The sequence below is a fragment of the Paenibacillus sp. J31R98 genome, assembly GCF_056269245.1.
Map to the genome: position 1 here is coordinate 558,596 of NZ_JBWDNO010000002.1, position 19,750 is coordinate 578,345.

Annotated in this window: 18 protein-coding genes; 1 reads left to right on the top strand and 17 read right to left on the bottom strand. The window is 52.5% G+C overall.

Annotated features, from left to right (window positions below):
* Nucleotides 1–72: 72 nt before the first annotated feature.
* The 3 genes from AC0YNX_RS11045 to AC0YNX_RS11055 form a co-directional block, all read right to left on the bottom strand.
* Nucleotides 73–1,980, bottom strand: a complete 1,908-nt coding sequence (locus AC0YNX_RS11045) for an APC family permease (RefSeq protein ID WP_475815732.1) — start codon at nt 1,978–1,980, stop codon at nt 73–75.
* A 147-nt stretch (nt 1,981–2,127) separates the two neighbouring features.
* The gene (locus AC0YNX_RS11050; RefSeq protein ID WP_475815733.1) at nt 2,128–2,874 is read right to left on the bottom strand and encodes a glycoside hydrolase family 73 protein; all 747 of its coding nucleotides are present in this window, start codon (nt 2,872–2,874) and stop codon (nt 2,128–2,130) included.
* 185 nt (nt 2,875–3,059) lie between these two features.
* On the bottom strand, nt 3,060–3,389 hold the full coding sequence (locus tag AC0YNX_RS11055) for a hypothetical protein (protein ID WP_475815734.1): 330 nt from the start codon (nt 3,387–3,389) through the stop codon (nt 3,060–3,062).
* Nucleotides 3,390–3,578: 189 nt separating this feature from the next.
* Here AC0YNX_RS11055 and AC0YNX_RS11060 point away from each other — a divergent pair, with 189 nt between their 5' ends.
* The gene (locus AC0YNX_RS11060) at nt 3,579–4,328 is read left to right on the top strand and encodes an MBL fold metallo-hydrolase (RefSeq protein ID WP_475815735.1); all 750 of its coding nucleotides are present in this window, start codon (nt 3,579–3,581) and stop codon (nt 4,326–4,328) included.
* 57 nt (nt 4,329–4,385) lie between these two features.
* On the opposite strand, the gene AC0YNX_RS11065 is transcribed toward AC0YNX_RS11060, so the two are convergent.
* From AC0YNX_RS11065 to AC0YNX_RS11130, 14 genes are all read right to left on the bottom strand, one after another.
* Nucleotides 4,386–4,853 carry a Fur family transcriptional regulator gene (locus AC0YNX_RS11065; protein WP_475815736.1) on the bottom strand — a complete coding sequence of 156 codons (468 nt, stop codon included), beginning with the start codon at nt 4,851–4,853 and terminating at the stop codon, nt 4,386–4,388.
* A 116-nt stretch (nt 4,854–4,969) separates the two neighbouring features.
* On the bottom strand, nt 4,970–6,328 hold the full coding sequence (locus AC0YNX_RS11070) for an FtsW/RodA/SpoVE family cell cycle protein (protein WP_475815737.1): 1,359 nt from the start codon (nt 6,326–6,328) through the stop codon (nt 4,970–4,972).
* Nucleotides 6,325–6,657, bottom strand: a complete 333-nt coding sequence (locus AC0YNX_RS11075; protein ID WP_475815738.1) for a PadR family transcriptional regulator — start codon at nt 6,655–6,657, stop codon at nt 6,325–6,327. The genes AC0YNX_RS11070 and AC0YNX_RS11075 overlap by 4 nt, the downstream gene beginning before the upstream one ends.
* A 112-nt stretch (nt 6,658–6,769) precedes the next feature.
* Nucleotides 6,770–7,480 carry a DnaD domain protein gene (locus AC0YNX_RS11080; RefSeq protein ID WP_475815739.1) on the bottom strand — a complete coding sequence of 237 codons (711 nt, stop codon included), beginning with the start codon at nt 7,478–7,480 and terminating at the stop codon, nt 6,770–6,772.
* Between the two features lie 30 nt (nt 7,481–7,510).
* Complete coding sequence (gene asnS, locus AC0YNX_RS11085) at nt 7,511–8,806, bottom strand: asparagine--tRNA ligase (protein ID WP_475815740.1); 1,296 nt, start codon at nt 8,804–8,806, stop codon at nt 7,511–7,513.
* A 35-nt stretch (nt 8,807–8,841) separates the two neighbouring features.
* Nucleotides 8,842–10,044 (bottom strand): acetate kinase, encoded by a 1,203-nt coding sequence (locus AC0YNX_RS11090; protein WP_475815741.1) that lies wholly within the window; start codon nt 10,042–10,044, stop codon nt 8,842–8,844.
* On the bottom strand, nt 10,041–10,916 hold the full coding sequence (locus AC0YNX_RS11095) for a 3-hydroxyacyl-CoA dehydrogenase family protein (RefSeq protein WP_475815742.1): 876 nt from the start codon (nt 10,914–10,916) through the stop codon (nt 10,041–10,043). Before AC0YNX_RS11095 ends, AC0YNX_RS11090 begins: the two co-directional genes overlap by 4 nt.
* A 111-nt stretch (nt 10,917–11,027) precedes the next feature.
* Complete coding sequence (gene pcp, locus AC0YNX_RS11100) at nt 11,028–11,675, bottom strand: pyroglutamyl-peptidase I (RefSeq protein WP_475815743.1); 648 nt, start codon at nt 11,673–11,675, stop codon at nt 11,028–11,030.
* A 100-nt stretch (nt 11,676–11,775) separates the two neighbouring features.
* Nucleotides 11,776–13,266: a sulfatase gene (locus tag AC0YNX_RS11105; protein WP_475815744.1), complete on the bottom strand. Its 1,491-nt coding sequence runs from the start codon at nt 13,264–13,266 to the stop codon at nt 11,776–11,778.
* 60 nt (nt 13,267–13,326) lie between these two features.
* Entirely contained in the window at nt 13,327–14,298 is a 972-nt protein-coding gene (locus tag AC0YNX_RS11110; RefSeq protein ID WP_475815745.1) for a formylglycine-generating enzyme family protein, read from the bottom strand.
* A 47-nt stretch (nt 14,299–14,345) separates the two neighbouring features.
* Nucleotides 14,346–15,740, bottom strand: coding sequence for a sulfatase (locus AC0YNX_RS11115; RefSeq protein ID WP_475815746.1), 1,395 nt, complete (start codon nt 15,738–15,740; stop codon nt 14,346–14,348).
* Nucleotides 15,741–15,810: 70 nt separating this feature from the next.
* Entirely contained in the window at nt 15,811–16,737 is a 927-nt protein-coding gene (locus AC0YNX_RS11120; protein ID WP_475815747.1) for a TauD/TfdA dioxygenase family protein, read from the bottom strand.
* 49 nt (nt 16,738–16,786) lie between these two features.
* Nucleotides 16,787–18,115 carry a sulfatase family protein gene (locus AC0YNX_RS11125; protein WP_475815748.1) on the bottom strand — a complete coding sequence of 443 codons (1,329 nt, stop codon included), beginning with the start codon at nt 18,113–18,115 and terminating at the stop codon, nt 16,787–16,789.
* Nucleotides 18,116–18,137: 22 nt separating this feature from the next.
* Nucleotides 18,138–19,745: an extracellular solute-binding protein gene (locus AC0YNX_RS11130; RefSeq protein WP_475815749.1), complete on the bottom strand. Its 1,608-nt coding sequence runs from the start codon at nt 19,743–19,745 to the stop codon at nt 18,138–18,140.
* Nucleotides 19,746–19,750: the final 5 nt, after the last annotated feature.

Here is a 19,750-nt window from a genome sequence, read left to right on the forward strand (position 1 = left end):
CGATCAACGACCGAATGCTGGCAACAACACAAAAAAGCACCAGCTGCGTGGTGCCTGAGATCTTACGACATCTTACTTCTGCAAATGATACGGAACTGTCGTAATGACGACGTCCTTATTGCGCAGAAACCAAGCGCGAATAAGCAGCGCGCTTTGGTTATGCAGCAGATTATGCCACCATTTCTTCGTCACGAATTGCGGCATGATGATATGAATGCTCGAAGGCTCGCACTCCGTCACCTCCAGCCGGTCGATGAACCGGCTAAGCGGTGCTAGAATGGAGCGGAATTCGCCCCGAAGCGTAACGAGCTTGCACGGGTCTCCCCACTCCTCCCATTTCTGCTTCATTTTGTCGACAGACTCATCATCGAACCCTACGTAGACGGCAACCGCACGGCTATCAAGGCTCTGGGCAAAAGAAACCGTGTTCAGCACAGCCCGATGTACACCGGACACGAGCACTATAGTCACAAGCTCATGCGGATGCGGCCGCGTCTCCTTCGGGTCGATTCGCAGCTCTTCTGCAATAATATCGTAATGGCGCTTCACCAACACCGAGAACGAGACTATCAGAGGCAGAATAATGAGCACGATCCATGCCCCTTCCAGAAACTTCGTAAACGCGACGACTACAGTAACTATCGCCGTGACGATGAAGCCGAACAGATTGATGGCGAGCTTAAGTTTCCACATACGCCCCTTCACCTTGAGCCAGCGCTTGCACAGCCCGATCTGAGCAATGGTGAAGGACAGGAAGACGCCAATGGCATAGAGCGGAATAAGGCTGTTTGTCTGAGCATGGAAGAGCGCAATCAGCAGTGCAGCAGCGCCTGCCAGGAACATAATGCCGTTCGAGTAGCCAAGCCGATCACCGCGATTCGTAAATGCACGTGGAAGAAAGCTGTCCAAGGCGACGATGGCGGATAACTGCGAGAAGCCGGTAAAGGTTGAATTCGCCGCCAGAATGAGCACGATGAACGTTGACCAAATAATGAGCTGATATACGATGCCATGACCGAAATACTGCTCCGCCAGCTGAGACAGCATCGTCTCGTCCTCGCTTATCTCCACGCCTTGCACATAGAGATGGTACGCGTATCCGAGCAGGGTAACTGCCGTTATTGTGCCAAGCGCAATGTATGTCTTGATTGCGCTACGCTGCTGCGGTTCCCGGAAGATCGGAACGGCGTTGGAGATGGTCTCAATGCCCGTCAGTGCGGAGCAAGCCGAGCTGAATGCCTTGAGAATGAGAAGAATCGTAATCCCTCCCGGTATCGTTCCGAAAGAAGGGGTTTGCGGCTGCACGAACCCATGCGAAAGCTCATCGATGAACCCGGCGCAAATGATCGTTATCATACTGCCCATGAAGACGAACGTCGGCCAAGCGAAGATCGTTGCCGATTCCGCCACGCCGCGCAAGTTCACAATAACGAGCAGCAGCACGCAGCATATTGCAAGCGAGCTGCTGTACGGCTTAATGACTGGATATGCGGAAGCGACGGCTTGAATCCCCGCTGATACGGACACGGCGACAGTCAGAATATAATCAACGAGCAGCGAGCTTGAAGCGACAAGGGCAGCCCAAGGCTTCTTGAAATTATCTTTGGCTATAGAGTACGCCCCGCCGCCGCTTGGATAGGCGATGATGCCCATTATGTAAGAGAGAATCAGAATAAACAACAGAATGACGGATGCTGCTGTAATCGGCAGAATGAACCATAGCGCTGATTTGCCTAGATGCTTAAGCTCTGTTAAGCCCGCTTCAGGACCATAAGCAACGGATGAATATAAATCGGCGGATAGAATAGGCAGCGCGATCATCCAGAACAGCTTGTTATGCTTCTCATGCAGCTCCCGCGAGCGCATCGGACGCCCAATGACGACTCTTTTGAACGTGCTGAAATTCACGACCGCGTACCACATCACGAACATGGCGATAACGACAAGAACAATCTCGATAAGTCGAATGTGATGGATCAAAGCTATGGTCCTCCTATTAGCACATTGTTGCCTTGTAGGATTCCCTGTTTCGGCTGGTTATACCATTAACATGGATGCAGATACGGCTCTGCACATAAGAAAGAGGTCCGCCCCCTTGTCCATGCGAACCTCCCCCTGCTCTATTCGTCAGATAAGCTTCTTCCGGTGCAGCACAGTCAGCAGCCGATAGAAATCATAGCTGCCACCGGCTGACGTATCGATTAGCTTGGCCTTGACCGCAGCGTCAACTGCGTCTTTCGCCCACGCCGGAACCGCATCCAATTGATCACGCGCCTGCATCTGCGCAGCCTCCGTTTGAAGCGCTGCTACTGCTGCCATTTGAACATTCAGCGCTGCGCTTAGCTGAGACACTTGATCCAGTAAGTCTTGAAAAGCTTTCTTCTCCTCTGCCGTCATCGGTTCATCGCCCCCATTCTTGCTGTCATATTGCGTTAACCCGCTCCCGTTAATAATCGCAATGATCTTCTTCGCATAGTCCGGATCCGTTGCATAACCGCATTCAAGCAGCATTTGCGCTTGCTCGAAGGGTCCCTTGGCCCCGCGGACCCGCGTATACCGACTGCGCGCAAATAGAAGATCTTGATCCTTGAAGAAGTTATATATACTGTCATAAGCGCGAAAAGTCGAAACGACTTCAACCCGTTTCCCGTTAATAACTTCCCACGTCTGCTTGCTCACGACAGCTCCCTTCCAATAGCCATTCGGAACACCGGAGCCAACCTTGTAGCCGCCTAAGTTGTTCCAATAGGGTATATTGCCGCCTGTCTCAAGCCAGCACTGCGCAAGCCGCACAGATGGATAGATTGGCGATCCTTCCAAGTAAAGCTGCCTGGCAATCGGGACTAATTTTGTAATAAAAGACGGTTTGTCCATCTTGTATCCACCTCCTCGAATGAACTTTATCATCAGCCGACTCAAGCTTCTCATCTACTTCTGTATATGCTAGAGTTCATAGATTGGATACGGCTCATGTGCAGAATTGCAAAAACCCGCCGCCGTGCATGGATCGCACAGCAAGCGGGTTTGCATTTTTCGTATGAATTTCATTGCGTTCAACATCAAGATTTCTCTCGGCTGCGGCCACGTAAACCAAGAAGACCTAGGAGACCGAATAAACCGAGCCAACTCGGATAGCGGCTTCGATGACTGTCCTCCTGCCCAAGAAATGTCGTTCGGAATGTCGACGATTCCGCCGAGCTGATGCCTGGCTGACGTTCAGTCACATCTGCTTCAGAATCGCTTGGCAAGGCGTGATTCAAGCCGGTCTTGGCACCGTACATATTCGTGTTGTATGTGCTTGAATTGCCAGCAGCGGGATTCGTTGTGAAGAGCATCAAGCAGACAAGCGCTGCCCCGGCGATAGATATGTATCGTAATTGCTTCCTCAAACCATATAGCACCTCCAGGAAAGCTGCATAAAGCATGTGTTCTTGGTGTCTCCTGAAGGGTTAATTTTATACCCCAATAATATATTATTGACAATATTAATGAAGTGTGATATAATAAAATATTTATTTGACTGCATAGAGTAACTTCGCTATTATTGTCGTTAGACTTAACAAGCGGAGGTTAGAAATATGCAAATACAATCGGGAATCGCCATGTTAGAAATAACGGCAACCATTATGGGACGTACCAATACGATCTGCCCGAGTGTCATCTGGAATGAGAACCATACTGTCCTCATTGACGCTGGTTATCCCGGACAAGCCATGCTTATCCAAGATGCGCTGCAGCATGAAGGCTTGCCGCTCGAACGACTCACCGACATCCTGATTACCCATCAGGATATTGACCATATCGGCAGCTTGTCTGCATTATGCGAGGCAAGCGCTGCCAAGGTTCAAGTATGGGCTTCTGCAATCGAGAAGCCATATATCCAAGGCGAGCGAATGCTCATTAAAGTGACGCAAGCGGGAATCGATCAAGCCGTTGCCTCATTGTCGAAGGAGATGCCCGAAGCTCAGAAGCAAGCATTCCGTTACGCGCTTGAGCATCCGCCGACAGGCCAAGTGAATCAGCTGATCGGATTCGGCGACAATGCGCAGCCGTTCGAGGGCATCACGGTTATTGATACGCCAGGACACACGCCGGGTCATGTCAGTCTCTACCATTCTCCAAGCCGCACCTTGATCGCTGCCGACGCGCTGATGATCATTGACGGGGAGCTGGCGCTAGGCCAGTTCAACTACGATCAAGCAGCTGCTGCGAGATCGTTGCAGCAATTTAGCACATATGATATCCGGCAAGTGATCTGTTACCATGGCGGGCTGTATCAGAGCGACGATGTGAATAGCCGTATTCAAGCACTCATTCAAGAATCATAACAACACAAACAAGGGAGCTTCGCCTCATGGCGAAACTCCCTTGTCTTCATTCATCTATTATTCCTTCTGGCACGCTTCACACACGCCATAAACTTCGAAGCGATGATTCATAATCTTGAACGAGCCCGGCAATTCAACCAATTGCTCCATCGGGCAATATTCGAACGTCAGCGTCTTCTCGCAGTTGATGCAAATCAAATGATGGTGATGATGAGACAGACAGCTCGTCCGAAACTTCAAACCACCCTCCATAAAATAAAACTGCTCCAACGCCCCCATCTCACTAAGCAGGCGCAAGTTGCGGTACACGGTATCGAAGCTAACGCTCGGATATGCTACCGTCATCTGATCGTAGACATCCTTTGGCGACAAGTAGCCTTCCGTGCGCGCGAATATCTCGGCCAGCTCTCGGCGCTGATCGGTAATGCGCCATCCGTTCTTCGTCATTACCTCGATCATCTGTTTCACGGGATCATCATTATGGTCGTGCTCATGCGAATGAGCGTGTGCATGCAGTTCTGACATCGCCTATCGTCCTTCCTTACCTTGCTTCAGCAAACATGTTCTTTCCACTAGTTTAGCATAAATCAAGGGTTCCTTGCGCATTTTCGAGCAAAAAGAAAGCTTCCTCTATCGTATCGTTAAACGTACAGGCCAGATTGCACGGAGATATCTTTGCGGCGATACATACCGAGCATATACCCGACAGCTGCCAATTCGATAATCGTAGTTGAACTCCAGTTGACAATAGGCAGCGTCAAACCGACGACAGGCAGCAAGCCCAGGCACATCAGCACGTTCCAAATGAGCTGTAAACAGATGATCGTGCCTAAGCTAATGAACAGACCACGGGAAATCCGATCTTTAATTCGCAGTCCAATGCGATACATCCGCACAATAAACAAGAGCACGAGCAGACCTGCACACCAGCCAAATACCCAGCCAAAGCTATAGATCAAATAAGAGAATACGAATTCACCTGTCCGATAGGGCAAGCGATCATTCGAAGCGTCGATGCCATGTCCCCATAACCCGGCGCTCCGTATCGCTTCTAAGGAACGTCCGGTGGTGAAATAAGCTTCCGAGTTCGGATGCAGGAAACCCGTATACCGCCAATATGCAATGCTATGGGTCATATCGTGTGTGATATACAAAAATAAGAACATGAGCAACACACCACAACATCCTACAACGATTAGTCTCCATTGTCGCGTGATGAGCAGGAGCATAGCAAGACTAAAACTATAAATAAGCAATGGAACGAGAGCTGGAGACTTGAAGTAGAGCATCATTGGTATGCCCATATAAAGCATGATTTGCTTACCTGTAATCCACCAGGATCTCCAGAGGCTCACTTGTAAAGGAGACTCCTTCTCTTGAAGAATCATACCTGCAACTGCGGTAATTAGGAGATATGGTGAGATGGAATAAACAGGGAACGCGATGTTTGCCGGTAACAGGAGCCATTGCTTCGACCCATTCATTTGTAACCCATACGTTAAGACCAACAGCATAATGCCGACCGTCCCCGCATAGAGCGGCTCTGCGAAGTGAAGGATTTTTCGATAATTGGCAAAATACATGCCGATCATCAAGGCTATGCCGATGCCTTCATACAGCAATTTGTGCTCAATCATACCGTCAACAAGTGATACTTTCACTGCGAATAACGTAACGAGTCCGAACAGAATCATGCCTGCCAAGAGTGCTATCATACCGTAATCTTTCTTCGGCTTATGCGCTTCATTGAACTGATTGCCAAGCAATTCAGCATCGCCCATCTGTATGATTGCCGCCTGAATAACTTGATCATTAGACTCCCCATCATGAACAGCTTTAGACTCGATAATGTCTAGTAAGTGGCTCATTAGCTCTTCCCGAATATCATTGTGTACTTCCTTCATGCGAATACGAGAACAGACCTGAGTTAGATACGCCTGCAGGAGCGGGTGCTCTTCCAGATTGGACATTGCTTCACGATTCGGATGATTCGGATTCATGCTTGTTCCTCCCCGATGACACGATTAACCGATAAGCTGAACAATGACCATTCCTGCTCTTTCTCCTTCAGCATCGCTTGGCCTTGCTTCGTAATTCGATAATACTTGCGTTTGCGGCCGCTTTCCTCAGCCCAGAATGACTCCACACACCGTTCCATCTCAAGCGAATGAAGGATCGGATACAGCGTCCCCTCCTTGAAAGAGAACACGCCATCGGACTTCCGTTCAATTTCCTTGATCATCTCGTAGCCGTACATTTCAGCCTTGCTAAGCAGCGATAAGATCAGGATAACGGTGCTGCCCTTCATCAGCTCTTTGTTTACTTTCATTCCACCCATCCTCCCATACCTCGTATATCTATGTATCGGATATCTATGTATCAGCATACAAGCTCACACTCAGATTTACAAGTCCTTCCATACAAAAAAACGGCCCGGGTCGTTAAGACCCGCGGCCGCCGCGAAACTTCTGCGTATGTGCTTTTGCTTCTTCTGTATTCGTCACCCTGTTCCGGCTCCACTCGAGAAGAATGCGGTCAATGTAGCGGAAGTGCAGCTTCCCTGCAAATACCGCCTCCTTCAGCGCGAAGCGGATCAGCTCGTCCGGATACCGGTCCTGATCGACCCAAGCGCTAATCGTCTCGCACTCCATCGGGGAGAGCGGACGGCCGAATTCTTGCTCGAACACGGAGAACAGATCCGACGATTGCGCAGCCATTGCCGAGTGAATGCCGCTGTTGCTGCGCTGCTTCTGCAGCTCACGCTCCACCTCGAACGCCTGCTTCGCTTCGTCCGCCAGCCATTCGGCGCAGCGGATGACGAAGCCGTTCCAGTTGTAGCGCTCTGTCTGCATGCCGCTCTCAGGGTCGATCTCATCATCAATGGCGAGCAGCCCTTCCTTCATGAGGCGGCTGAGCAGCTGATGCGCGGCCTTCGGCATTAAGCCAAGGCGCTCCGCAAGCTGCTCCGGCGTAGGAAAGTCCACACCTTCGAGCTGCCGGTACATCATCAGCTGCACCATCAGCATCATCTCGGTGTCGGATAAACCAACGCCGCGGTAAGCACGCAGCAGACCGGCAGGAACGACGACACCGCCGCCGTTCATTGCCGCCGCCATGCCTCTGGCGTAAGCTTTCCACATTTCATTTTTCACCGGTCTTTCGCCTCGCCTCTCTCTTGAAACTTATGGGTACAAGCGGTACAGCAAACGTGGGAACGGAATCGTCTCGCGAACATGTTCCAGACCGCAAATCCATGCTACCGTCCGCTCAAGGCCTAGCCCGAAGCCGGAATGCGGCACCGTGCCGTACTTGCGCAGGTCAAGATACCATTGGTACGCTTCCGTCGACAGCTCATGCTCTGCGAAGCGCTCTGCCAACAATTCCGGATCATCGATGCGCTGCGAGCCGCCGATGATTTCCCCGTAGCCCTCTGGCGCGATCATATCGGCGCAGAGCACAACTTCCGGACGGTTCGGGTCCGGCTTCATATAGAAAGCCTTGAACGATGCCGGGTAGTGCGTAATGAATACCGGACGATCGTGTGATTCCGCGATTGCAGTCTCATGCGGCGCACCGAAGTCTTCGCCCCACTGAATTTCTTGGCCTTGCTCTTGCAGGAACTTGATCGCATCATCATACGTGATGCGCGGGAACGGCGCCTGGATATTCTCCAGCTTGCTAATGTCACGACCGATCGTTTCAAGCTCCTTGCGGCAGTTCTTCACGACGTTCTGCACGACGAAGGAGACGAAGCGCTCTTGCACGCGCAGGTTCTCTTCGTGATCGACGAACGCCATCTCCGGCTCGATCATCCAGAATTCGATCAAGTGGCGGCGCGTCTTCGACTTCTCCGCACGGAAGGTCGGGCCGAACGAGTATACTTTGCCAAGCGCCATCGCCGCCGCTTCCATGTACAGCTGGCCGCTTTGCGTTAAATATGCATCTTCGTCAAAATATTTGGTATGGAACAGATTCGTCGTTCCTTCACAAGAAGAAGGCGTCAGAATCGGAGGATCGACGAGCGTAAAGCCGTTGTTGTCGAAGTACTGCTGAATCGAGCGGATAATCTCGGCGCGAATGACGAGCACTGCGCGCTGCTTCGGCGAACGGAGCCACAGATGACGACGGTCCATTAAGAAGTCGATGCCATGCTCCTTCGGCGTAATCGGATATTCCTGCGTGACTTGAATAATCTCGATGTCTTCAACCGTCAGCTCATAGCCGGACTGACTGCGCGGCTCCTCGCGCACGATGCCTTTCACATAAAGCGAGCTCTCCTGCGTCAATTCCTTCGCAGCAGCCCAAATTTCTTCCGATACTTCGCTCTTCACCACGACGCCCTGCACGTAGCCTGTGCCGTCACGCAGCTGGAGGAATTGGATTTTGCCGCTGGAACGTTTGTTGTTTACCCAGCATCCGATCCATACCGATTGACCGGCGTTATCCTTCAGCTGGCTAATAGTTGTTAATGTTTTCATTTCGATTCCGCCTTTTACAAGTATTCATGTCATCCCTAAGATGATTTCACAATTTCAAACGTATCTCTTGCGATGAGCAGCTCTTCATTCGTCGGCACGACGAGCACGCTCGTACGGGAGCCGTCCTTCGTAATGTAGCGCGCTTCTTTGGAACGCTCCAGGTTACGCTCTTCGTCGAACTCGATGCCAAGGAAGGTCAGCTTCTCGCATACCGCCTTGCGAACCGGCCAAGAATTCTCACCCACGCCTGCTGTGAAAATAACTGCATCAATGCCGTCCATTGCCGCCGCATAAGCGCCGATATACTTGCGCAGCCGGTAGGTGTACATCTCGAATGCCAGCTTCGCATGGCTGTCGCCTTCGTCCATCGCCTGAACAATCTCGCGCATGTCGCTGCTGATGCCGCTAATCGCGAGCAAGCCGCTATGCTTGTTCAGCATGGAGTTGACTTCGTTCAGCGTCAGCTCTTCCTTGTTCATCGTGAATGGCACGATTGCCGGATCAAGGTCGCCGCTGCGCGTGCCCATCATAAGCCCTTCGAGCGGCGTTAAGCCCATGCTCGTATCGAGCGTCTTGCCGTGCAGAATCGCTGCACAGCTGGCGCCGTTCCCGATATGGCATGTAACCAGCTTCAGCTCCTCGAGCGGTCTGCCGAGCACCTTCGCCGCTTGCTTGCTGACATAGTCATGCGATGTGCCGTGGAAGCCATACCGCCTAATCTTATGGCGACGATAGAGCACCATCGGAATCGGATAGAGGAAGGATTCCTTCGGCATCGACTGATGGAACGCCGTATCGAAGACGACGACTTGCGGCACGCCTGGCAAATTCAGCTCGACACCTGTAATGCCCATCATCGCAGGAGGATTATGAAGCGGCGCGAGGTCGAACAGACGTCTAATCTCTTGCTTCACCTCTTGGTTAACAAGCGTCGATTGCTTGAAGCTCTCCCCGCCGTGCACGACCCGATGACCAACTGCATTAATCTCGGAGATCGACTTTAGCACGCCATGCTCGCGGTGCGTCAGCATATCAATGACTTTGCGGACCGCTTCATTATGATCGAGAATTTCGCTCACGCGGTTCACTTCCACGCCGCCCGTAGGCTCATGCGTCAGAATCGAATCATCCATCCCGATACGCTCAACTCGGCCGACGGCGAGAACAGCCTCGGTCTCCATGTTATAAAGCTGATATTTTAACGAGGAACTCCCCGCATTCATCACAAGGATAATCATACACGGACTCCGTCCTTATCGTAGTTAAAGAAGCCTGCACCGCTCTTCACGCCGAGCTGCCCGCCGCGAACCATCTTCTTCAGAATGAACGATGGACGATACTTCAGCTCGCCGTATTCACGGAACATCCGTTCAAGCGCTGCGAGAACCGCATCCAATCCGAATCGGTCCGCCATCTCAAACGGTCCATGCTGGAACGAGTAGCCAATCCGCATTGCACTATCTATATCGTTAACCGATGCTACGCCTTCTTCAAGAACATGCATCGCTTCGTTGATGAATAGACAAATCAGTCGTGTCGTCACATAGCCAGGCGACTCGAATACCATGACGCCGTTCTTATGTATCGTGTTCTCGATAAAATTCTTCGTTTGGTTGAACGTCTCATCCGACGTCTTCAGGCCGCGCACAATTTCAACCAGATCCGTCTTGCTTACCGGGTAAACGAAGTGCATGCCAATAACCCGCTCGGGATGAGCAGTTACGCTTGCAAGCTCCGTTAAGCTCAGTGTTGACGTATTACTCGCCAAAATAACATCCGGCGCGCAAATAGCGTCCAATTCCTTGAAAATATCGAGCTTACGGTCCAAGTCCTCCGTAATGGTCTCGATGACGAGCTCGCACTCCGCCAGATCGCTCAGCTGCTCCACCTTATGAATCCGGTTCATCACAAGCTTCTTCTCTGCGGAAGTGAGCGCCCAACGCTCCATTTGCTTATCCAAGCTTTGCTCGATCATGCTGAGCGCTTGATTTAGTCTTTCTTCATCTTGTTCTACCATGTAGACGTCAAGCCCGTTGAAGGCGAGCATTTCGCATATGCCCTGACCCATCGTTCCGGCGCCGACGACGCCTGCTTTCCTTACTGCTGTCAACTTCCCACCTCCATAGTTCTGTAGTTATTATACCGTTTTTGAAAGAAAATAAGAAGGACTGGTCCCTAGGAGGCTATCGTATGGAAATCGGTTGGGAAGCCGAAGCGTCGGTTAAAACAATCGTCCTTCGGATGCTACAATATCGTGTTCCAGCTGTATGCTCGTCACAATGGCAATTTCGATCGCTCGTTCCATGTCATCCAGGCTCATGCTTGGAATATTCGGCCGTTCGGCGATTTGGGCGGGCAGGTAAGGAATATGAATGAAGCCGCCCCGGATGGCGGGATTCTCTGATTCGATGATATGCTGAAGTCCGTAGAAGAGATGATTGCATACGAATGTTCCCGCGCTGTACGAGACGGACGCAGGTATTCCAGCCTTGCGAATCGCTCCAGCTATGGCTTTTACAGGCAATGTAGACCAATAAGCCGCAGGTCCGCCTACAATAATCGGCTCATCAATCGGCTGATTCCCTTCATTGTCCGGAATGCGGGCATCGCTCAGATTGATCGCCACTCGTTCAATCGCAATATCGCTTCTGCCGCCGGCTTGACCGATACAGATAACCACATCAGGCTGCACTTCCCGAAGCAGCTGCCGAAGCTGATTCAATGACTGATGGAATACGGTAGGAAGCTGCCTGGCCTCCACTTCAACACCTGCGAGCTTCCTCTGGTGAAGTCGGTTGACCACTTCCCAAGATGGATTGATAGCTTCGCCTCCGAACGGATCGAAACCGGTAATCAGCACTTTCGTCATGGATCAATATCCCTCCAATGTTTGGAACTCCCATCACCTATCATAACAGCTATAAGCAATAAAACGGAGCCCGGGCAGCCCCGAACTCCGTTTCTATTACTTATTGGTTGCTGCGCACGGCAATCCCCAATCCCAATCGCTCAAATTGCTCTTTCGGCGCATCGTTCTCATGCATAAGCCCAATCATATGCTCGACCATCTTAGCCTCTACCTCAGGATCACTTAGTGACTCAGCCTGCTCAGGATCATGCTTCAAATCATATAAGAGCGTACCGAATTCGTGCAAATTGCCCCGCGTTTGAACCGGAATGCGAAGCGGCTTAATCTGCTTGGTGAAGGAGAAGGGCTCCGCTAACTCAAGCTGCTTCAATTCCTCGGGAGCGAAGCGGCTCCGCATGTGAGTCGGCATAAGCGTGTAATCGTACAGCGGCTGGTTGCTGCTCTCCGCTGCCGCTCGCATGTAGACGTAACGGGCATCCGTTACATTGACGTGCCCGCCGTGGATGCCGAACAACGCCGCCTCTCGAATGGGTACATCTGACTCGATCGTTTGGCGCAAAGGTTGGCCTTGCATATCCTTCGGCCGCTCAATGCCGAAATACTCGAGCAGCGTAGCCGGCAGGTCAATCATTTGCACAAGGCTCTGGCGTCGTTCGTTCCGGATGCCCGTCCGAGGATCCCATATGAATAGCGGCGTATGGGCGACTTCATTGTAGAAAGGCTGAACGCATTTCGCCCATTGCTCATGCTCTCCGAGCAAGAAGCCGTGATCTGTATTCACGATGAGCAACGTATCCTTCCAAAGGTCCAGCCGGTCCATCGTATCCAGCACTACGCCCAAGTAATGATCGCACATGGATAGCAGAGCGGCATATTCGAGCCGCATATGCCGTACATCCTCCGGCGTTTCCGTAACCGGACCGTAAATCGGCCAATCTGCTAACGGGCCTTCGTAGTCATGCGCATATCTCTCCTTAAACTCGACAGAGCTGTAGAACGGCTCATGCGGATCGAAGGTTTCGATCTGAAGATACCAGTTGTCCTCCAGATGATTGGATTCGATAAATTCAAGACCGCCCGCGAACGTGCGCGCTTGCGGAAATTGCTCTTGTTCCCGTATGTACGTTCGATTGATCCGGTCCTGGCGAACCATTCGCTTCGCAATCGGATGCAGATGATCGAAGCTCGGCCCATCCGGGTTCCTCACCTCGCCTTTCCACGGATCTCCCTCCTGTCCGCGAATAAGCTCGAACGAGTTGTATCTGGTATGATACGTCCCGCCGCCATCCTCCCAATAATGCTGATGATCCGTGACCAGATGCGTATAAATCCCAGCATCCCCAAGCAGCTCAATAGCGGAGTCGTCGAAAGGTTCAAGCGGACCCCAGCTTCGATGCAGAAAATTGTGCCGACCTGTATGCAGCTCCCTACGGGCAGGCATACAGGGCATGCTGCCGACATAACTGTTGTCGAACACAGTCGTCCGCTGCGCAAGCCGCTGAAAATTCGGGGTATGGATCCAATCCGGACCCCCGTAAGGGGATAGCATACGCCGGTTCAATGTATCGAACATGACCATAATGGCTTTCATCGTTATTTCACTCTCCCATGCCGGCCGCTTGTGGGCTGCCGGATAATTGTCACTCCTGTCTTAAGCATCGGCCGCGCAGCGGAACCCCAGATTTCCCGTCGAGCTATCAGGCGTATTGGAGCTGCGAGCAGCAACCCGATAACGGTTGCAGTAAGAGTTATGACACAAATAAGAGCCTCCTCGCATGACGCGGGAACTGCCGGTTCGCGCCCCTTTCGGATTCCTCGATCCTCCTGCAGCGGCAGGTACTCTGGTGAACCAGTCCGAACACCACTCCCATACGTTGCCTACGGTCTGGTAAAGTCCGTATCCGTTTGGAAGATAAGTTCGGACCGGTGCGGTCCCAACATAGCCGTCCGTAGCGTTGTTCTTATCGGGAAATTTCCCCTGCCAAATGTTGCAGCGATGCTCTCCGCCTGGCTTCAGCAGGTCGCCCCACGGATACCGTTTCTGCTCGAGGCCTCCCCTTGCCGCGTATTCCCATTCTGCCTCGGTAGGCAGCCTCTTGCCCGACCACTTGGCATACCGGTGCGCGTCATGCCACGAGATATGGATGACGGGATGATCCAGCCGGTCTTCTATAGAAGATCCGCCGCCTTCCGGACGATGCCAGCTCGCGCCATTCACCGCCAGCCACCACGGCAAGCCTGGAACCGGTCTTGAATCCAATTGGCGCTCCCGCTCCGGCACGAACAGATGAAACACATACGACCAGCCGAAGCGTTCTGCCTCGGTCACATAGCCCGTTCTTCTGACGAACTCGGCAAATTCAGCGTTGGTCACCGCACAGCTATCGATATAGAACGGACTAAGCTCTACCTCCCGAATGGGACCCTCTCCATCATCGGGGAATCCTTCCGCGTCCTCAGTCCCCATTAGAAAAGCTCCCCCGGGTAGATAGATCATGCTTTCCTTGGCGTCTTTCTCAAGATCCGGTTGAAGCTGAGCAGCAGCATGTTCTACTTGTGCGGATTGCGCCATGCTGCCTCGATTCATACTGCAGCACGATGGCCTACGTTCTGTTTCATTCATGGATGACTCGCTCCCTCCTGCCTGTACGAATGACGACGAGCGCAAGCTTAGCGGCTGAATGCCGGATTGCCTGTCGGGATTTTCGCTTCGATCCGCTCCCGCCACTCGCGAAGATTCCGGTGCATCTTCTCGGTTCGATCCGGCTCTTGCTCCGCGATATTGTGCTCTTCCGAGAGATCGGTTCTCAGGTTGTACAGCTCCAGCCTCCCATCCTCGAAGAATTCGATAAGCTTGTAGTCCCCATCCCTCACCGACGATCCCGGCGTTCCCCCTTGATTGCCATAATGCGGGTAGTGCCAGAATAAAGTGTCCCGGTCAAGACCCTCCGCTCCCTTCAGCAGTGGCACCAAACTAACGCCATCCTCATGCTGCTTCGGCTGCAAGGCGACTCCCGCTATCTCCAGCAGCGTCGGATAGAAGTCAGGACTGGTCACCGGAATCTCGCTGACGCTTCCCGGCTTCGCAACGCCATTCCAGCGGACGATGAGAGGCTCTCGAACACCGCCCTCGTACATCCAGCCTTTGCCTTCCTGAAGCGGACTGTTGCACGTCGGCGAACCTTCCGCCGTCGCCAAGCCGCCGTTGTCGGACGTGAACACGATCACCGTGTCGTCCAGCTGGCCTGTCTCTTCCAAGGCGTCAATCAATCGCCCGATGTTCCAATCGAGATTGTAGATCATCGCCGCGTAAGCAGGATCAGACTGAAGAATGCGCCTCTGTACGCGCAAATGCTTCTTGTGTTCGCAAGGGAAAGGCTCCCCTTCAACAAATGCTTCCAGCTGGTCCAAGCCTAGAGCTCTCGCTTTGGCTGCGAATCTCTCGGTGAGCTCTGAGCTAACCTCAATCGGAATATGTACCGCGTAATGCCACAAGTTCAGAAAGAATGGCGTCCCGTCATTTTGACGAATCAACCCAATCGCCTCGTCTGTAAGCCTGTCGGTCAAATATTCACCATCCGGTCCCTCCTCAAGCGTCTCAATGCCATAAGGGCTGAAGTAGCCATTCAGCGGCATTCCCCAACTGCAGCCGCCAATATTGACGTCAAAACCATGGTGTTCCGGGTAATGTTCTTGTCCGCCCAGATGCCATTTGCCCACATGCCAAGTCCGGTACCCGTTCTCTCTCAGCGCAGTTGCCACACTTTTCTCCTGAAGCGGAAGATGCCGTATATACGGCGCATCTATCAGTTTTCCAGCCGTCTGACCGCCGATCCAGTTGGTTACGCCGACATTCGCCGGATATTTCCCGCTCATGATGCTGGCACGAGTCGGCGAACAGACAGGAGCCGCGGCATAGGCGTCCGTAAACCGCATCCCCTCTGCAGCCAGCCGATCCAGATTCGGCGTTTCATAGTAGGTGCTGCCGTAACAGCCTAAGTCCTTCCAGCCCATGTCGTCGATTAATATGAACAGCAGATTCGGCTTTTTGTGCGAATTACTCATCCGTTTCCTCCTCTATCCTCCCAGTAATCGTGAAGAAAGCCCGCGTTAGCTCGCGGGCTCATAAGCTTTCTTAAAATGGCCTTTCGCCAACAATCGCCACTCGCTCCGCAACGCGGCGATTCGGGTAATAGTCCGAGTTCGCGTAATGCTGAGTAGCACGGTTATCCCAGAAGGCGATGGAGTTCGCTTCCCAGCGGAAGCGAACCTGGAACTCAGGCAATTGCGAATGGCGGAACAGGTACGAGAGGAGCTCTTCGCTCTCTTCTTGCTCCAGCGAGGCGATCCGGACGGTGAAGTTCGGATTGACGTACAGCGTTTTTCTCCCTGTTTCGGGATGGGTGCGCACGACCGGATGCTCGGCAGCCGGGAACTCCTCCTGTCGAATCTTCAATTCCTCGTCAGAGAGCCGTACGCCGAAGACGTGGGTAAAGTCATGAATCGCCGTTAGGCCGTCGATTCTCTCCTTTATCTCATCCGGCAAATTATCGTAGGCAGCAGCCTGGTCCGACCATAACGTCTCTCCGCCTAAAGCAGGTGCCTCCGTAACGCGCAGAACCGCTCCAAGCGCAGGCGTCAGCCGCCAGCTCACATCGGAGTGCCAGTTATTCTCATACCCGGCTTTTTTGTCATCCTTGGCGAAACGAACGACCTCATCCGATGTTCCTTGAGGCAGGAAAGGATGCGTCTCCAGTTCTCCCCATAGGCGGGCAAAGGCTTGCTGCTGCTCGCTCGTAATATCCTGATCACGGAAGAAAATCACTTTCCACTCCAGCAGCGCGCGATTCAATTCCTCTTGGAGCTCCGGCATTACAGGATTGCGAAGATCAACACCTTCGATTTCTGCACCGATAAGCGGTCCATAGGGTTTTACCTGAAACAGCGTGTACGGCTGCTCCTCAACACCTTCCGGCAGCCGGCGAATAATACGTGGACCTCCCTTAATGCCTCGGTCCGGAATTTGACGGGGACGTTCTTCGGATGCAATTGTATGGGTCATCGTTCATTCTCCTCACTTATCATTAAATGAATATTAGTCCAACTGAAACTTAATAACCTCTTGGCCATTCCCTGCCCTGCGCGGGCAGGATGACGGGAGACTTGCCTTCCACCTCGTGGATTCTCTTCAGCAGTTGTTCCCGAAGACGCGAAGCATTGTCCCGGTGTGCGGGAATACCAACGAGATTGAACAATTCATCTGGATCGGCAAACAAATCATACAAATATTCCTCTACGTAGACATCCGAGGCGGCATCCTTCCAGCCGTCCTTGTCTGGCGCGGTAACCGCATACTTCCAGCGGTCCGTGCGGATCGCCCGGCCGACATGGTCTTCGCTGATTTGAACGAATACCTCTTCCGGCCAATCTGCCTTCCCGCCGTGCAGCAGCGGAAGGATGGATCTTCCTTGCATCTCACGAGGAACTTCGATTCCCGCCGCATCAAGCAGCGTCGGGGGCAGATCGATCAAGCTGACAGGCTGCCCAATCTGACCGCCGCCCATAAATCCGGGACCTTGAATCGCGGTCGGCACCCGTATGGAGCTGTCGTGAGGCGAACGCTTATATTCTTGGTTTCTCGTCCGGAAATGGCAGCTATGATCCGACGTGTATAGGACGATGGTATTATCACTCAGAGATAAACTCTTCAAGGCGTCCAGCAGCCTTCCGAGCGCTTCATCGAGCCGTTTCACCATGCCGCAATAACCTGCGTAATGCCTGTGCGCCGTCCCGCCAAGCGCAGCAAGATCGGGAGGGAGCGGCGCACCGCGATAACGCTCCCTGTATCCGTCCGGCGCCGGGTAATTGTCGAGATGATTTTGCTGATGCGGCTCAATATAGGAGACGAAGAGATAGAACGGCTCCTCTTTGTTCTGATCGATATAGCGAATGGCAGCATCCGTCAGCGCATCCACGCGATAACCTGGCAGTTTAACCGCCCGATTCTCTTCGTCGTAGACAACAGTCCGATAGGAGTCTGAAGTATGCTCTAGGCCGTTTGCGGCAAGCCAGTATTCGTAACCGCCTCTCTGGTTTGCCGGTACGGGCTCTTCGCCCGCCAGATGCCATTTGCCGATATAGCCGGTTCGATAGCCCGCTCCGCGAAAGTGATGCGCTAAGGTTTGGGTTCCTTCAGGCAGCGCAATTCCGTTGTGGTAGCATCCGGTTGTCGTCGGATACAGGCCGGTCTGCATGGCGGAACGTGCTGGCCCGCAAACCGGCTGACAAGTAAAGGATTGATGCACATCGGTTCCCGCACGTGCCATGCGGTCGAAATTCGGCGTTAAATCGAGCGGATTGGCATGGACGCCGGTCGTATCCCATCGCTGCTGGTCGGTAAAAAACACAATGACATTCGGACGATCATTTCGTTTATTCATAGCGACCTATTCCATTCCTCCGTTATTTGCTTGCGCCTTCTTTCTTGTACTCTTCGTTAACCGCCTTCAGAATTTCATTGCCGCCTGCTTGGCGCCATTTCTCCCCGAGCTCGGCGACCCCTTTGTCGACGTCCAGCTTGCCCTTCAAGAGGTCCACGAAATATTGGTTATAGACTTCATTGACGGCTTTGCCGTATTCGATCTCAGCATCCGTCTTGCGGGTAATAAGGTTCGGTACGAAGTAGGATGAAGCGACTTTAACCGAGTCCTTGGCGCGATCAATATTCAGCTCTGTCTGCGGCAAGTAGTCTTCGTCGATCGGCCATGACACGTTCCCCCAAGCAAGCGGGTGAGCCCATCCATTCGGGGCAAATCCGTCTTTCTCGCGTTCCGCCTCATTGTAAGTAATTTTATCGCCTTGTTTCGTATAGTGAGTGCCTTCGATGCCGAGCTCCAGCAGGTCGCGGCCTTCCTTGGACAGCATGAACTCGATAAACTCCGCGGCTTTCTCCGGGTTCTTCGCCTTATTGGTGACAGCCGTGAACAATGCCGTCTTCGGACGAGTCGCCATGCCTTGCTTGCCATCTGGGCCAGTTGGCGGCGGCGCGTAACCGAGCACGCCATCCGGATTGACCTGCTTCAGACTTCCTTCAATTCGGCTCACGTGGCGGAACAAAGGACCATCCATCGAGCCTGCTTTGCCTTGGAAGAACTTCTGTTCCTTCGCCGGGCGGTCATACAAGATAAATTCGGGATCGATCAACTTCTCGTTGTACCATTTGTGAAGCTCCTCGATGCCAGCCTTGAAGGCCGGATGCTCGAAGCGTGGAATGATCTCTCCTTTATCGTTCAGGACATAGTCCGCATTAGGCAGACCGTACGCATATAGCACGAAATCAAACGCAGTCAAGGCGTCGCCGGGAACCGGCTTGTTCGTAATATAGCCGAAGGTGTCAGCCTTGCCGTTGCCGTCAGGGTCCTTATCCACAATGGCTTTCAGCGTATCTTCGAATTCATCCAATGTTTTCGGATACGTTAGACCCAGCTTATCCAGCCAGTCCTTGCGGAATTGAACGGTGTAATTCGACTTCTCCATGCCGCTTACGAAGGGATATCCGTAATATTTTCCGTCTACCGCTGTCCACTGCAAGCCATTGTCGAGCTTGGCTTTGATCGTCGGAAGCTTGTCAAAGTAATCGTTCAGCGGAAGCAGAATGCCTTCCTTGATCCACTGGGAAACAGAGGAAGAAGGATACTGTGTCGTCACAACGTCAGGAAGATCTCCGCTTGCAATCGCTACGTTAATCTTGTCGTATGAGAACTCCGGGGCAATCTTAATCGTCAGCTTAATGTTCAGCCGTTTGTTAATCTCTGCAATAATGCGATCGTTCGGTACAAGCGGCTTCGCCCCTTGGTCGCCTGTGGTCAGATAAACAAGCTCATACGGCTCTTCAGCCCCGGCCTTAGTGCCTGAATTGTTCTTGCTAGCTTCAGTTGCATTACCTGTATTCGTTGCGCCAGTTGCATTAGTCGCATCTGGTTCATTCGAGCAGCCTGTCGTTATGATTAATGCTGCTGCAACTGCCGAGACCACCCATTTTTTATTTAATTTCCCTCTCCAATGCATCATTTCTC